Genomic DNA, 13,984 nt, shown 5'->3' with positions numbered 1-13,984 from the left:
CCCCCCAGAATCAGTTTTCTGATTCCGGTGCGACGAATTGGTCGTTTACGCCGGGTGTGGTCATCCGATTCACCGGTACTGTGTGGTCCCCGCTGATCCGCGCGAGTTGCTGACGAGTTTCGCGAAGCACTCGTCGACGGGGATCGCCCTGGCATCACACCAGGCGTTGGCCGAGTCCGGGTCGCTGTAGGTGGTTCCGGCCAAGGTTATCCACCAACCCTGCAGGTCGAAGGTGGCCCAGTCGTCACTCCAGACCAGCCGCGCCCCCGGATATTGTGCGCGTATCCGTTGGTGTTGGGCGAGGATCTCGGCGCTGGTCCAGTTCACCATCTGCCCGTCGACGTCGGGCGCGACCAAACCCGGCTGTTTGGCCGAAAGCTGGGGCACCCACCGGTTGGCTATCCCTGAGCTGACGAACGGTTGGTCGGCAGCGGCTTGGGCGCGCAAACTATCGAGCGCACCGGCTCGAGGATCGGCCGGGACGGGCGCGGGCTCCGGGCCCGGCGCAGGGGCGGGCCCGCCGGGCACCGTCACCGGCGCGGAGGCCGCGATGGTGGCGGCGGTGGGGTTCGGGGCGGCTGTAGTCGAGTTGCGGTCGCGTTGCACGACGATGATGCCCGCCGCGATCACGCCGACCCCCAAGGCCGCGACAACCACCAGCACGCCCAGAATCCATGGCCACGGTGACGGCCGTTGCGGCGGTGGCATGGCCTGCTGGTATCCGGGATAACCGGGGTAACCCATGTTCGCCTCCGCTCTGAGCAGCGGCCGAACGGGACACATCAGGCGCTCGGTCGCCCGTGCCTGCTGAGTAGTCTATGACCGCTCAGCAGGCAGTTCGGGTTCCGTTGCGCAACCGACATGCGCGGATCAGGTGGTGCTCAGCCGCACGACGGCGTATTCGCGGCCCGCTTTGGCCTGGTACTTGTCGTAGCGCGGCTGGGCGGCGGCGATCTGATCCCACGCTGTTGTCCGCTCGGCACCGTCGAGCACCTGCGGGGTCACCGCGACGGTGTCGCTGCCGGGTAGCTGGACCGTCGCCTGGTCGGGGTTCGTCATCAGGTTGAGGAACCAGTCAGGGTGTCCGTTCTTGCCGCCGGAGGCGACGAGCAGCCAGGACCCGTCGTCGCCGGGGAACCAGCTGATCGGGGTGTCGCGCGGCTGCCCGCTGCGGCGGCCGACCGTGTGCAGGATCAGGACATCCATGCCCATGAAGGTGCCGTTGCCGCCGCGGATCTTGCGGTTCATCCGGTTGTTCATCCGGTGCTGCATCCAACGGGAGAATCCGGTGTGCTGCTGGGTGGTCATTTCGGTCAGTCCTTTCGGGTGAGGGGGCTTCAGCCCCAGGCGCCTGCGATCTGGCGAGTGGTGGCGTTGAGCCGGTTGAACATGTTGGTCACGCCGATCATCAGCACGATCGAGGCGAGCTGCTTCTCGTCGAAGTAGCTGGCCGCGTTGTCCCAGATCTCGTCGGTGACGGCGTCGGGACGGTCGGCCATGCGGGTCGCGGCTTCGGCGAGTTCGAGGGCGGCGCGCTCTTCGTCGCTGAAGAACGGGGTCTCGCGCCAGGCGACGACGGTGGCGAGGCGCTCTTCGCTGACGCCTGCCTTGCGGGCGGTGGTGGTGCCGCCGAACACGCAGGCCGCGCAGCCGTTGATCTGGCTGACCCGCAGGTGCACCAGCTCGAGCAGTTCGCTGTCCACACCACCGGTTTCCACTGCCTTGAGCACCTGCTGGATGGGGCCCATCGCGTCGGTGAGGATCATGGCCGGGTTCTTCATCCGAGACTGCATTTCGTTCTCCTTGTTCGTTGCTTGCGGTGTGAACCAATAACAGCCCGTGGCGCGCCGGAAGAGAATGGCTGTGGGACACTGTGGGACAGTCGAAAACGGCTGTGACCACGGTCTTGTCGGTCGCGAGAAAGCTGTTTCGGGCCGGGACAACGGAGTGAATCGCAGTGGTTGTGCAACAGCAGACGGCACGGGCGTATCCGCAGGACGAGCTCGCCTCGCGCCTGCGCCTGATCCAGGAACTGTCCGGCCGGGGTGTGCGTGCCCTGGCCCGCGACACCGGTCTGAGCTCGTCGTCGCTCTCGCGCTATCTCAGCGGCCAGACGGTGCCGCCGTGGCCCGCCGTCCTGGAGCTGTGTCGCCTGGTCAAACGCGACCCGCGCCCGCTGCGGCCGCTGTGGGAGCGCGCCAACAACCCGCTGCCCGCCCCGCCGAAGACCAGCCGCCAGCCCGCCCCGCCGAGCCCACCGGCCGACGCGCCACCCCCGCCGCGCAACGACCTGCCTCGCGACGTCCCCGACTTCACCGGCCGCGAACAGGCACTGGCCGATGTGCTGGCGGCGGTTCGCACCGACCGCGTGGTCGCCATCGACGGCATGGCGGGAGTCGGTAAAACCTCCCTCGCCGTGCACGCCGCACATCAGCTCACCGCCGAATTCCCGGACGCCCAAGTGTATTTGGACCTGCACGGCTTCACCGACGGTCGCCAACCGCTCGACCCCGATGCCGCCATTCGCGCGCTGCTCGCCGCCCTGCAGGTGCCGTCGGAGAAGGTGCCCCAGGACGGGGGAGTCGAACTGCGAGCGGCCGTGTGGCGTTCGGAGCTGGCACGCCTGCGCGCTGTCGTTGTGCTCGACAATGTCGCCGACGCCGCGCAGGTCAGCCACCTGTTGCCCGGTGCGGGGGAGTCGGTCGCGATCATCACCAGCCGCAACCGGCTGCTCGAACTCGACGAGGTCGTGCCGGTGACCCTCGACGTGCTCACGGCCGAGGAGAGTGCCGAACTGCTGGCGCGCGCCAGCGGCGACGCGCGCACCGGCAGGCTGGCGAAGGAACCCGACCAGACCGCTGAAGTGCTGCGCCTGTGCGGCAACCTACCGCTGGCCTTGCGGCTGGCCGCCGCCCGGCTCCGGCATCGACCGGGTTGGTCGATCGGCATCCTCGTCGAGCGAATGGCCGAGGGCGCCAGCGAATTCGACACCGCGTTCGGCATGTCGGTCCGCCAGCTCAACCGCGACCAGCGCCGCCTGTTCCGCCTCCTCGGCCTGATCCCCGGCTCGACGTTCACCGACTACGTCGCCGCCGCCGTCGCCGATGTGCCGCTGCGCACCTCCCGCACCATGCTCGAAGACCTCCTCGACGCCCACCTCGTCGACCAACCGGCCGACGGCCGCTACCGCCTCCACGACCTGGTCCGCCAACACGCCCGCCAGGCCACCGTCGAACACGACACCCCCGCCGACCGCGACCGCGCCCTGCACCGCATCCTCGACTACTACGTGCACACCGCGGCCGCCGCCGACGCCGCCATGCCGTTCCTGTCACCCACCCGCGCCGTCTCCGCGGGTCCACCCCCCGCCGAACTCCCGCACTTCCCCGGCCGCGACGCCGCGTTCTTCTGGTACGTCACCGAATACACCAACCTGATGTCGGTCTTCTACGCCGCCGTCGAAGCAGGCGCCGACACCCACGTCTGCGAACTCCCGCGCTTCATGCGCACCTTCTTCGCCCGCCGCTGCGGCACCACCCACCTCAACGCCCTCTTCGAGCAATCCCTCACCGCCGCACAGAATCTCGGCGACCCACGCCAACTCGCCGAAGCCCACAGCGACCTCGGTTTCGCCCGCTACAACGCGGGCCGCATGACCGAAGCTGCCGCCGCCTACGCCGCCGCCGCACCCTTGGTCGCCGAGGCAGGCGACCCATTACCCCGCGCCGAACTGACAATGCGCTGCGCCCAATTACGTTGGGACGAAGGCAATATCGAAGAACCCCTGGAACTGTTCCGCCAGGCCCGCGACCTCTACACCACCAGCGGCTGCCCCACCAGCGCCGCCGACGCGATAGCAGGCGAAGCCTGGGCGATGCTCCAACTGGGCCACCGCGCCGAGGCCGCCCAACTGGCCCGAGAAGCCCTCGCCATCCACCCGTCCCAACAGGCCCAGATCGCCCTGGGGGTAGCGATCGCCGCCGACGAGCCCGAAGAAGCTCTCTCCCACCTGAATACAGCCCTGACCCTGGCCCGCGAAGACGGTCACAAACACAACGAAGCCTGGTGCCTGAACTGCCGAGGTGTGGCCCTGCGCGAAATGGGCCGCTACGAAGAAGCCCTGTCCAGTCACCGTGAAGCCTTCACCCTCCTCGACGCCCTCTTCGAAGACCACTGGAAGATCCACTTCCTCAACAGCTACGCCGAAACCTGCCGCCTCGCAGGGTTTTCGGAGGAAGCCCTTCGCCTCTATCGCGAAACACTCACCCTCGCACCCGAACTCGGCCACCGGTTCGAAGAAGCAAAGGCCCACCAGGGGATAGCCGACGTCCTCGAACCAACAGACCCGGCCGCCGCCACCGAACACCGCACAGCCGCCGAGGCCCTGCGCGCCGACATCGCCCCATCGACGTCGAAAATTGCGGAGGCGCGCCAATAATCGCAGCCAGGTGCGATTATTGACGCGCTGTTGCGATTATCGTCGCCCGATGGCTGTCAGCCCATCGACTTCGACCCGTCCAGGGATTCCCGGATGATATCGGCGTGCCCGGAGTGCTGGGCGGTCTCGGTCATGATGTGCATCAGGGTGCGGCGCGCGGTCCAGCGACCGCCGGGCTCGAACCACGGGGCCTCGGGCAGCGGCTGGCTGGCGTTCAGGTCGGGGAGTGTGCGCACGAGTTCGTCGGTGCGCGCCGCGACCTGGTCGTATTCGGCCAGGATGCCGGCGAGGGTTTCGCCGGGCAACATCTGAAAGTTCTCGCCCCACTGCGCGAGCTGTTCTTCGGTCATCGACTCGAAGTCCGGGGCGTCAGCGGGTCCGTTGAGGATGAAACCCGCCCAATTCGCTTCTACCGCAGCGACATGCTTGATCAGCCCGCCCAAGCACAGCTCGCTCGCGGTGGTCCGCAACCCTGCCTGCTCGTCGGTGAGGTCGCGGACGGTGAAGCGCAGAAAGTGCCGGTGCTTGGCCAGCATCTCGAGGATGTCGGTGCGTTCGGTGTCGATCTGTGTGGAAGTCATAAACCCAAGGTAGAACCCATTGCGGCCAGTTTCTGTCCGCAATTGCGGGATACTTGAAATATGGCCGACACGAGCGCACGCACCCTCCGTCTGCTGTCGCTGCTGCAGACTCACCGCTACTGGCCCGGCACGGAACTCGCTGAGCGCCTGCGTGTTTCGGCCAGAACCCTGCGCCGCGACATCGACCGCCTGCGCGAACTCGGCTACCCCGTCGACGCCCGCCCCGGCGTAGACGGCGGCTACCAGCTGGCCGCGGGCGCCGCCCTCCCGCCGCTGGTCCTCGACGACGACGAAGCCGTAGCCATCACCGTCTGCCTCCAAGCCGGCTCCCAGGGCGCGGGCGACGGCCTCGCCGAACCATCCATCCGTGCCCTCGGCAAGCTGGTCACCGTCCTACCCGCCCGCCTACGCCGCCGCGTCGACGCCCTGCGCGCCATGACCGAATCCACCGCCTGGACCGCCGTCCCCCTCTCCGACGTCGACCCCGCCGTCCTCACCGACCTGGCCATGACCTGCCGCCGCGAAGAACGCCTCACCTTCACCTACACCGCCGCCGACGCCCGAACCAGCACCCGAGAAGTAGAACCCCACCGCCTCGTCTCCCTCGGCCGCCGCTGGTACCTCGTCGCTTACGACCTCACCCGCCACGACTGGCGCACCTTCCGGGTAGACCGCCTCACCGCCGCCGCGACCACCGGCACCCGCTTCCGCCCCCGCACCCTCCCCGCCCCCGACGCCGCCACCTTCGTCCGCAACGCCATCGGCGCCCGCCGCTCCGGCTACACCGTCACCGCCGAAATAGAAGCCCCCGCCACCGACGTCCACACCCGAGTAGGCCGCTGGTGCACCATCACCGCCCTCCCCGCCAACCGCACCCAGATAGAAATGACCGTCGACGACCTCCACTGGCCGATCCTGCTACTGGGCCGGGTGGAAGCAGACTTCCGGGTTCTCGGACCACCGGAACTGGTTGCGCAACTGCGGGATTGGGGGGACCGGTTCAGCCGCGCCGGGACACAGTGATGATCGGCGCCATCGGTTGCGAATCAGTCGACGCTGCCGAAAACGCCGCGCGGCAGCACATGATGCAGCCACTTGCGCAGAGGATCGTGGCCGAGATGCAGGCCGTTGTCATCGTGCCATCCTCGATCGACGAATTCGAGGGAAGCGGAGGCCGTTTCGGTCTGGGCCGAGGCGGTGCCCGCGACGCCGACCAGTGGAGTGGCGATGATCGCCGCGGCCACAGCGAGACGAGTGAGGGTCATCGGTGGATCCTTTCGAGCTGAAACGTGCCCCCACTCTCGCGCATTCGCCGCCGATTGTCGCGTCTGGATTGCTCGAGATATCCGCTATCGGGGCCGATACTCATCCTGTGGGCGCTGGTTCGGATAGCCCCAATGTCCTTGCGGCGATGCATAACCAGGCATTCCGGGATGCTGCACGGGCGGGATTCCCTGAGGCTGCAGCCCCCGCATCGGCACTCCGGGACCCCACGCTGGTTGTCGATTCCCGCTGCACCACCGTCGAGTTGACGGCACAACGGCGAGCACCAATGTCGCGATGGGAAACATGAGCATGAGCACCGAAACCGCAGTCGGCAGGCTGGTTTCCGCCATTGCCAGGATCCCGTCCACGCTTGTGTGTCTGAGTGCGATTTGGACGGATCCACTGCCGAGATCACCCCCATACCTGGCCATCTGGCCAAGTAGCGTAGCCACCCACACCACGTACGCACCGACCACCCCGATGCACCCCAGCACCACCAGCGTCGGCCCAACCCGGTGCCGCCGGAAAAGTAGTCCGGCCCCCGCAAGCAGCAAGACCGCGGCGACAACCTCGGCGATCAACGCCAACGCCATCAGAACCGAAGCCCACTCGGGAGCCAGCCCCCACCAGAACAATGCTTCTGCCTGGACCATCATCTGTACGGCAGATATCACCCCGCCGAATCCGGCGAGCCCACCGAGACCCGCCAACACCCCCGCGACAATCGCCGTCCCCCCGGTGGCCGGTCGCTGATCGGCAACCCCGTACATGGTGTTCCTCCTCGATAGACGCCGAATGCACCCCACTCTCCCGCACGCAGCCGCGATTGTCGCGCCCTTCCACCAGCCGTGCACCGTCCGCCCCAGCGCGATATACCTATCGCATGAATCTCTCCCAGCTGAGCTCGGCGATCGAGGCAGCTGTCTCCCAACACCTCAACGAACTCGGCCGAGCGCACGGACTGCTCCCGCTGACCTGGTACGTCGCCCCGTCGGTGACCGACGACGACCACATGGAGGCAATCCTGTCCGTCGAAGGCCAAGTCGGCAGCCACCTTTCGCAGCATCCAGGCTGGATCGTGGACCAATGGGCCAACGCCCTCGGTCTGCGCCCGGTGCACTTCCCCACAGCGGGAGTCCACGCGATGGAAGGCCTCATCGAGCCCGCCCCCGACGAGTACCGAGTCGAGATCCGAGTCTGGGGCGTCGTAGACCCAGCCGCCCTGCACGCCCAAAGAGATTGGGGCAGATGGCAGGCCTAGCCCCGATACCGCCCCTGCTGCCGCCGCTGATAGAACAGCAGATCCACTTCCACCGGCTCCACCAACGCCGTGATCTCGGCCAACCGGGTGTCGTACCGAAGCTCGGTGATGCACCGATGCAGATAAGCCCGCCGCTCCGGCCCCAACTGCGCCCAGATCGCCCCGAACCGCGACTGCCCCCGCTCCCCGGACACCGCGACCAGATCGAGTAACGCAGGCCAGCAACCAGTTTCGGTCGCCCGAGCGGGCAATTCCGACACCGCGGACTCCGACAGCAAAGCCAGCGCGTACCCCACCGCGCCCCGAACATCGTCATCCATCCGCGCCATCAACGTGAACAGCCCACGCCAACTCTCCGCGTCGGCCCGCCCATCCATCGGCGCGACCAGATCGACCCCCACATCCGGATCCCTGAATACCGGATTGCCCACCAACGTCCACAGCCCCAAAGGCGTGAGATACCCGGTCAGCGTGAGGAATTCGGGCACCGCACCGAGCGCGAGCGCATTGCGCACCAACCGCGCCACATCAGCGGGCTGCGCACTCCCGAACAGAATGTCGCCCACCCGCCGGATCACATCGGGTGCACATCGCGAAAACACCGACAGCGCAGCATGTTGCAGATCAGGCGACCCTCTCAGCACCGTCTGCGTCATCTGCGGAATCCGCCGATGCGGCCCGTCGAGCAACTGACGAACGACCGCGCTGAGCACGTCCACGTCGTAGGAGAACGCCGCCGAGAAGATCAACCCCGCATCATCGCGCACCCCGGCTTCCACCGCGGCGATCATTTCCGTTGTGGCACAAGACAAGAACGGACCGGCCGTCACGTAATCACGCCGTCGCAACAACTCGTTGACAATCGCGACGATCGGCCCCGGCGCCATCTGATCGGCCAACTGCTCGATGGCCCGCGGATCCAGATACGGCGCACAATCGGCCGCATACCCCGCCTGCAACATCGTCAACGTCTCGGCAGCCTTACCCGGATGATCCAACCCCACCGACCCCGCCGCCCGCCCCGTCATCATCGGCGGAACCAGCTTCTGCACCAACGGAATAGAGATCGTCAACGGAATGAACGGCACCAGCGCACTGATCCGCCGAAACGTCTCCGTGTGCTGATCGAACAACACCCCCGAGATCTGCTGCTGCAACGCGTGCAACCGATCGGCCCCCAGATACCGCAGGTGATCCAACCGCTGCGGATGAACATGCAACGTCCGAGCCAACAGAATCAACTGCGCCCGCGTAGTGAGATCCGTCATCTGCCGCCGAACATGATCTTCTTCGTCACCTTGCGCAACGGCCGCGGCAACGCGGACACCATCGAGTCGATGGACTTGTCCAACGCCGCAGCCTCGAACGTACTCGCGCCCCTCATCAACTCGAACAGATCCCGAGCCTCATCAGCCGGCAACTGCTCCAACGCAGGCAACGTATACGGCAAGCCCCCATCCTGGTCCCCTCTGACAGACATGCGGCAGCTCCTGAATACGCGATCCTCTACCCCGAGGGTCCCCCCTCCCACCGCCCCGCGCGACAACTTCACCGAATCACTGTGCACGGCAACGAAAACCACCCCCGAAGTACATGTGAACAGCCGTGGCATTTATCGCTGGTGTGTGGACACACCAGGCCTGTGTGCACTGTCAAACAAGCGAATGCGCGATTACATGACCTCGGTTGTTTGCTCTCCCGGTCCGTAGCTGGTACTCGGCCCTTCGAACCCCGCTGGGAGTGGGGGAAGCGAAGGGAGACAGGGGCACCCCGGTACCGCAAAGTACGGGTGCACCCTTGACGCGAGGTCCGCCGGTCGGGTCGCCGCTACGGTCGATTCGGTTGTGCACGCCCGCCGGGCATTACTCGGCAAGGGCCGGGACTGGGATTCTGCACAGGGTCAGGAACGCCCAGGGAACCCCTGGTATCCATGCCACCAACCACGGTGTAGCCGTCCGAGTCCGCCTTTACCGGCCGACCCTGTGTCATCGGAATGGCTGCAGCGGCCCCTCTGACGGGCGACGACTGCGCGGGTGAGGCGCATCACCCGCACAACTCGCCCGGGCGCACAGCGGCAAGGGGGAGATTGGCGGAGATGCCAGAATCATCGGTAGGCTGCTGCCCACGGCGTTGAGTCTGCTGAACCCAGATTCTCGCCCAGGGCCTCGGCGGTGTTGACGCACCTCCGGGGCCTGACTTGTGCGCCGACCGTACCATAGCCGTCGGCTATCCAAGAAACGTCGTCAAATCCTGAGACCACCGATCCTGGTCTGAGACAGCCTTTTTCCACCCTTTGGGCGGAGGCCAGGGCACACCCCACCCGGCCAGCGAAGCCTGAGTGAACCCACCCTTCGGCGTCTGGTTGGCCACGATCTCATCCGGACAGACATACCGCGTCGGCACCCATTCGGTCATGGCGTCAAGTATGCCCAGGTCAAGATGTCGGAGCCGAACAGGGTATGTATCCCTGCGATTCAGTATCTGATCAGCAACGCCGCTGCCCGATCGGATGGCTCCAAGTAGTTCATTTGTTATGCATCGGATCGCGTGTCAGAGATGAGGGTGCCGACGCCAGGGACCTGCGTCGACGGAACGACGGAAGGACGCCGTGAACACCGCTGGGGCTGCGCAATTCGCCGACGAGGACACCCTTGTTGCGGGTCCTGAGCAGAACAAGTAGATGGTCCTCGCGCACCCGTCGGCGGTTGAGGTTCTGCGGACCTCGGTGTTGAACTGTCGATGCGTCGATTCGACCGACAAATGGGCGGATCGTGGCCGTTCGATCCTCGCGTAGACGTAGCGGACGATCATGGCTGCCGAGATCTAGGCTGTCGATGAATCGACGCTGCGGTGTATCTGCCGACGTGGCAGGTAAGAATCGCGAAGGAGCTTTGCCAGTTCGTCGAGAGAATCAACAAGTGGTGCGGCTATACTGCCGATAGCGAATCTGGTTGGAGCGGTACCAATTTCGCCCGTGGACGACCTGAGGGGGTGGCGTGTCGCCGTCACTGAGGGCGTGGGCGGATAACTCGTGGAACCCGCGTTGGTGAGGACGGAGTACGTGGAGTGCATATAGGATTTCGGCCATCAGGTGGCCGCGGGGAATATGAAGTCGTTGGCGCTCACTCCGAGTACACGGCCGCAAGTCTGGAAGGTTGGTCCTTTTTCATGCGCTGGCCGGATGGAGAAGTGCGCGACACAGGATTGCGTGTGGAGCCTGGAGATAGCAAAAAACCGAGATTGCGGTCGGATTTCTCTCCACCAATTCAAATTGGCCGAATTGTTTCGTCAATGCTTATGCTTCCGGATCCGATTCGCGAGAAAGGGAAAACTAACCAAGATTCCCCTGTAGTTCGAGAAAAGAAATATGTTGTTAGCCAAGTTGGTTTCGCACCCGACAGTGAATTCTCGTCTATTCCGGAGCGTGTGACATTTGTCCCGTCATGGATTGAAGTTGCCAACCGCGGCGGCAAAGAAGCGATTGGAGTTGAAGCTCGATGGCGCCGTATTGAACAGGTCTATGATGCCGCCGACAGACTTTCACTTGGGCTGGGGGCTCTGGTTCTCAAGCATCGGCAAATATTGATGGACGGGAATCCGATCAAGTCAACGCTCGCGAAATCGGTAGCGTCTATCATTAGAGAGCTCGCCAGTGATCCATCCGTGAGGTACATCGAGGGTTATGATCCATTGCCCGCACTTGAGCAGATTTTGGATATCCAACCGAGCAACAGGCCCACGCTGCCGCCGCCCAATGAACTGGCGGAGGATGCTCCTGAAATTAGTGCTAGATCTGCACATGAGTACAGGCTCGCGAAGGCGCGTGGATCGTCAGGACGGAGGTTCAGCGATGCTGTACGAACGGCATACCGCAACCAATGCGCATTCTGCGGCGCGGAATTCGGTGGCGTGGAAGGAATTCTCTCTGGCATAGACGCAGCCCATGTCTTGGCATGGAGCAAGCATGATCTAGACGTCGTGAGAAACGGCATTGCGCTGTGCAAGCTTCACCACTGGGCGTTTGATGCAGGAGTCATGGTGGTCGAGCATAGGGACGGAGAATATTTTATCCGATTCACTCAGCTTGCACAGCGACTAAACCAGCTGAGCCGGGATCAGCTGGGAGTCGACAGAATGCCAATTCCAGTCGAGCGGCTCCCCTCTGACCCGACGCAGCATCCTAGTCCTCAGTACCTTCAGTTGGTCTACGCGGATCTAGGTGTCTCGTTCGGTGAGGATTCGGAGTAAGCCAACAGTTGCTCGCCCATGATGTTCACGATTCGTTGCCCTATCCACTCGGCCACGGGTACCGAGACTGCGTTGCCGCAGGCATGATATCGAGCTGAGTCGAGTGTGTTCTCATTGGAGATTTCGTGCGTTGGGATCGTCCAGTTGTCTGGGAATCCCTGCAATCGCTCTGTCTCTAGGGGTGTCAAACGGCGAACACGACCCTCCGGGTATGAGACATAGTTTCGCGACCAATCGGTGCCAGTATGGCGTGCCGATTCCGCGTAGAGGCAGTGAGCCAACTTCTTTACGAACCCTTGCTTAGAATTTCCAACGCTGATCGCAAAGGGGGAAACAGATTTCGTCCCATTCGGTCGGCTCTTCTCAGAATCCCGGTCGCCGCATTCGGGCTCAAAAAGTACCTTTCCGGGACCGCTCGGGTCTCCAAGAGATCCGACAATGAAGACTCTTGTGCGACTTTGGGGGATGCCGAAGTATCGACTGTCAAGTACTCGCCACGCGACATGATACCCGATGTCGGCCAACGTCCGTAAGATGATTGCGAAATCCCGGCCTTCGTGGGAAGAGAGGAGTGCCGCAACGTTTTCGAGGACAATAACCGGGGGGCGACGTTTGTCAATAAGTTCAGCAAAGTCGTAAAAGAGGCCTGACTGCTTTCCTTTGAGTCCACTTCGTGGTCCCATACGGGCAAGGCTAACGTCTTGGCAAGGGAATCCGCCTGCCCAGATTTCCGCTTCCGGGATGTCATCGTAATCTACCCCCTGAATATCTTGTGCGCGAGGAACTTCTGGCCAGTGTTTTTCGAGAATGTCAAGGCAGAATTCCTTCTTTTCACACTGCCAAACAGTTTCAATGCCTGCATTCTCGAATCCATAGTCAAAGCCGCCTATTCCTGCGAAAAAGCTCGCGAGGCGGAGCTTGCGGTTGGCGGAGTTGGCCGGACGGAGTAGGACCTCCTTGGAGTGCCCTGTGGTGGCTTCTGTTAAGGATCGCACCTTCGGGTTGTTGTCCACCGCTACTGTGCTCCTTTCAGTGTCTGAGTACGTTCATCGCAACCGTACGTCGACCCACTGACAAGGCTGACGCGACTACGTTAGGACGTGCGTCATGGTATCGGTTACAACTTCCCGTAGGGACGTAGCGACACACAAGCACCGCTGAGTGCACCACGAGCGAGTCAAACTAGCATGGGGCACCTTCAGGGCGGAAGGTAGGGCCACGATCTCCCTGGCTACTGATTGAGACCTCGCTGGCTTGACATGCGGACTCCTTGTACTGACCAGCTGCTGACTGTGCGGGTGGTTCTGGTGCCGTCGTAATGACCTGGCACAACTCGGCAGTCGTCATGTAGGGGGCAAGGTCCGGTCAGTGGGTGCCATGGGTGAAGTCAAACCGTTCAAGTTCGTCAGAGCTTTCCCGATCGAGCCGGTCGTAGTGGGCGGGAAACCGGAGTCCTTGGCTGCGTGGAGTGCTCGATACGGAGCCACTGCCACTGCCCGCGCCGAAGCGACGGCTGCGTGGCCAGCGAAACAACTCTGCTGAAGTCGATGATCCGACCTGTCGGATACATTCGAGTCCGGCAGGCCGAGTCGCCGCTTGCGCCCGGGACCTACCGGCGTTGGCCGCGGTATTGACGTGCGACGGATCCAAGCTGCATGGAACGGTGGCGCGGGTCACTGTCCCGGCCGACGGTGAGGCAGGGTTGCGGCGGAGTTCGTAGGTGCTGGCTCGTCGTAGGTACGGCACCGATCGCGCTGTGGCGGCGGCTGAGTGCTGTGGAGCGATCGCACCCAAACCGACTGCAGGGCGACTCCCCAATTCCCCATCATCATCGTCGATTTCGAGAAGCAGTTGCCCCGGTGACGTTGTCTGGCCTCGGGACCAGCACAGATCTCGACGTCACCATTCTGGGGTCAATGCTGCTGCACCTCAATGAGAAGAAGACATTGATCACTGAAGTGTTGCAGCGTGAGGGAATTCGGCGCCTACAAGGAGCCTTTTTCATCCTGCCGACGCGGCTTGACGCTCGCGATCCTGGAGAACGCCGATTGCCTTCACAAGCCGGGTGGATTTGTCCGGGCAGCACCGCAGCTTACGCAGGATCTTCCATACTTTGAGCTGGGCGAATGCCCGCTCGCCGCGGCCGCGTAGCCGGGCGTGAGCGCGGTTGGCTTGCTTCTGGGAGGCGGG

Annotated in this window: 13 protein-coding genes; 4 read left to right on the top strand and 9 right to left on the bottom strand. The window is 63.9% G+C overall.

Annotation, left to right across the window (positions count from 1 at the left end; translation table 11 throughout):
* Positions 1-69: 69 nt before the first annotated feature.
* From ACFWUP_RS11815 to ACFWUP_RS11805, 3 genes are all read right to left on the bottom strand, one after another.
* Positions 70-744, bottom strand: a complete 675-nt coding sequence (locus tag ACFWUP_RS11815) for a hypothetical protein (protein ID WP_379233337.1) — start codon at positions 742-744, stop codon at positions 70-72.
* A gap of 126 nt (positions 745-870) precedes the next feature.
* Positions 871-1,308: a nitroreductase family deazaflavin-dependent oxidoreductase gene (locus ACFWUP_RS11810; RefSeq protein WP_379233335.1), complete on the bottom strand. Its 438-nt coding sequence runs from the start codon at positions 1,306-1,308 to the stop codon at positions 871-873.
* 29 nt (positions 1,309-1,337) lie between these two features.
* On the bottom strand, positions 1,338-1,793 hold the full coding sequence (locus ACFWUP_RS11805) for a carboxymuconolactone decarboxylase family protein (protein WP_379233334.1): 456 nt from the start codon (positions 1,791-1,793) through the stop codon (positions 1,338-1,340).
* A 164-nt stretch (positions 1,794-1,957) separates the two neighbouring features.
* Between ACFWUP_RS11805 and ACFWUP_RS11800 the strand changes: the two genes are divergently transcribed.
* Positions 1,958-4,438: a tetratricopeptide repeat protein gene (locus ACFWUP_RS11800; RefSeq protein ID WP_379233333.1), complete on the top strand. Its 2,481-nt coding sequence runs from the start codon at positions 1,958-1,960 to the stop codon at positions 4,436-4,438.
* A gap of 56 nt (positions 4,439-4,494) precedes the next feature.
* Here ACFWUP_RS11800 and ACFWUP_RS11795 read toward each other — a convergent pair whose 3' ends face one another.
* A complete protein-coding gene (locus ACFWUP_RS11795) occupies positions 4,495-5,019 on the bottom strand; it encodes a DinB family protein (protein WP_379233332.1) in 525 nt (174 codons plus the stop codon).
* Between the two features lie 60 nt (positions 5,020-5,079).
* On the opposite strand from ACFWUP_RS11795, the gene ACFWUP_RS11790 reads away from it, so the two are divergent.
* A complete protein-coding gene (locus tag ACFWUP_RS11790; protein WP_379233331.1) occupies positions 5,080-6,042 on the top strand; it encodes a helix-turn-helix transcriptional regulator in 963 nt (320 codons plus the stop codon).
* A gap of 23 nt (positions 6,043-6,065) precedes the next feature.
* On the opposite strand, the gene ACFWUP_RS11785 is transcribed toward ACFWUP_RS11790, so the two are convergent.
* Positions 6,066-6,284, bottom strand: a complete 219-nt coding sequence (locus ACFWUP_RS11785; RefSeq protein WP_379233330.1) for a hypothetical protein — start codon at positions 6,282-6,284, stop codon at positions 6,066-6,068.
* Between the two features lie 884 nt (positions 6,285-7,168).
* Between ACFWUP_RS11785 and ACFWUP_RS11780 the strand changes: the two genes are divergently transcribed.
* Entirely contained in the window at positions 7,169-7,546 is a 378-nt protein-coding gene (locus ACFWUP_RS11780; protein WP_379233329.1) for a hypothetical protein, read from the top strand.
* On the opposite strand, the gene ACFWUP_RS11775 is transcribed toward ACFWUP_RS11780, so the two are convergent.
* Together ACFWUP_RS11775 and ACFWUP_RS11770 are read right to left on the bottom strand one after the other, a co-directional pair.
* On the bottom strand, positions 7,543-8,814 hold the full coding sequence (locus ACFWUP_RS11775; protein ID WP_379233328.1) for a hypothetical protein: 1,272 nt from the start codon (positions 8,812-8,814) through the stop codon (positions 7,543-7,545). The genes ACFWUP_RS11780 and ACFWUP_RS11775 overlap by 4 nt on opposite strands.
* Positions 8,811-9,026: a hypothetical protein gene (locus tag ACFWUP_RS11770; protein WP_379233327.1), complete on the bottom strand. Its 216-nt coding sequence runs from the start codon at positions 9,024-9,026 to the stop codon at positions 8,811-8,813. The genes ACFWUP_RS11775 and ACFWUP_RS11770 overlap by 4 nt, the downstream gene beginning before the upstream one ends.
* Before the next feature lie 1,688 nt (positions 9,027-10,714).
* Here ACFWUP_RS11770 and ACFWUP_RS11765 point away from each other — a divergent pair.
* Entirely contained in the window at positions 10,715-11,794 is a 1,080-nt protein-coding gene (locus ACFWUP_RS11765) for an HNH endonuclease (protein ID WP_379233326.1), read from the top strand.
* On the opposite strand, the gene ACFWUP_RS11760 is transcribed toward ACFWUP_RS11765, so the two are convergent.
* Together ACFWUP_RS11760 and ACFWUP_RS11755 are read right to left on the bottom strand one after the other, a co-directional pair.
* Positions 11,752-12,807 carry a DNA cytosine methyltransferase gene (locus ACFWUP_RS11760; RefSeq protein WP_379233325.1) on the bottom strand — a complete coding sequence of 352 codons (1,056 nt, stop codon included), beginning with the start codon at positions 12,805-12,807 and terminating at the stop codon, positions 11,752-11,754. The two genes, ACFWUP_RS11765 and ACFWUP_RS11760, sit on opposite strands and share 43 nt — an antisense overlap.
* 988 nt (positions 12,808-13,795) lie before the next feature.
* Positions 13,796-13,984 (bottom strand): transposase family protein (locus ACFWUP_RS11755; RefSeq protein WP_379233324.1); only part of this gene is annotated, 189 nt, incomplete at its 5' end.

It is taken from the genome of Nocardia sp. NPDC058658, from assembly GCF_042716665.1.
Classification (GTDB): domain Bacteria; phylum Actinomycetota; class Actinomycetes; order Mycobacteriales; family Mycobacteriaceae; genus Nocardia.
This window is presented reverse-complemented; position numbering and strand designations above follow the sequence as displayed.

What these genes read in the sequence shown, in the direction of transcription:
- ACFWUP_RS11815 (WP_379233337.1), bottom strand. Translation starts at nt 744, where the DNA reads ATGGGTTACCCCGGTTATCCCGGATACCAGCAGGCCATGCCACCGCCG.
- ACFWUP_RS11810 (WP_379233335.1), bottom strand. Translation starts at nt 1,308, where the DNA reads ATGACCACCCAGCAGCACACCGGATTCTCCCGTTGGATGCAGCACCGG.
- ACFWUP_RS11805 (WP_379233334.1), bottom strand. Translation starts at nt 1,793, where the DNA reads ATGCAGTCTCGGATGAAGAACCCGGCCATGATCCTCACCGACGCGATG.
- ACFWUP_RS11795 (WP_379233332.1), bottom strand. Translation starts at nt 5,019, where the DNA reads ATGACTTCCACACAGATCGACACCGAACGCACCGACATCCTCGAGATG.
- ACFWUP_RS11790 (WP_379233331.1), top strand. Translation starts at nt 5,080, where the DNA reads ATGGCCGACACGAGCGCACGCACCCTCCGTCTGCTGTCGCTGCTGCAG.
- ACFWUP_RS11785 (WP_379233330.1), bottom strand. Translation starts at nt 6,284, where the DNA reads ATGACCCTCACTCGTCTCGCTGTGGCCGCGGCGATCATCGCCACTCCA.
- ACFWUP_RS11780 (WP_379233329.1), top strand. Translation starts at nt 7,169, where the DNA reads ATGAATCTCTCCCAGCTGAGCTCGGCGATCGAGGCAGCTGTCTCCCAA.
- ACFWUP_RS11775 (WP_379233328.1), bottom strand. Translation starts at nt 8,814, where the DNA reads ATGACGGATCTCACTACGCGGGCGCAGTTGATTCTGTTGGCTCGGACG.
- ACFWUP_RS11770 (WP_379233327.1), bottom strand. Translation starts at nt 9,026, where the DNA reads ATGTCTGTCAGAGGGGACCAGGATGGGGGCTTGCCGTATACGTTGCCT.
- ACFWUP_RS11765 (WP_379233326.1), top strand. Translation starts at nt 10,715, where the DNA reads ATGCGCTGGCCGGATGGAGAAGTGCGCGACACAGGATTGCGTGTGGAG.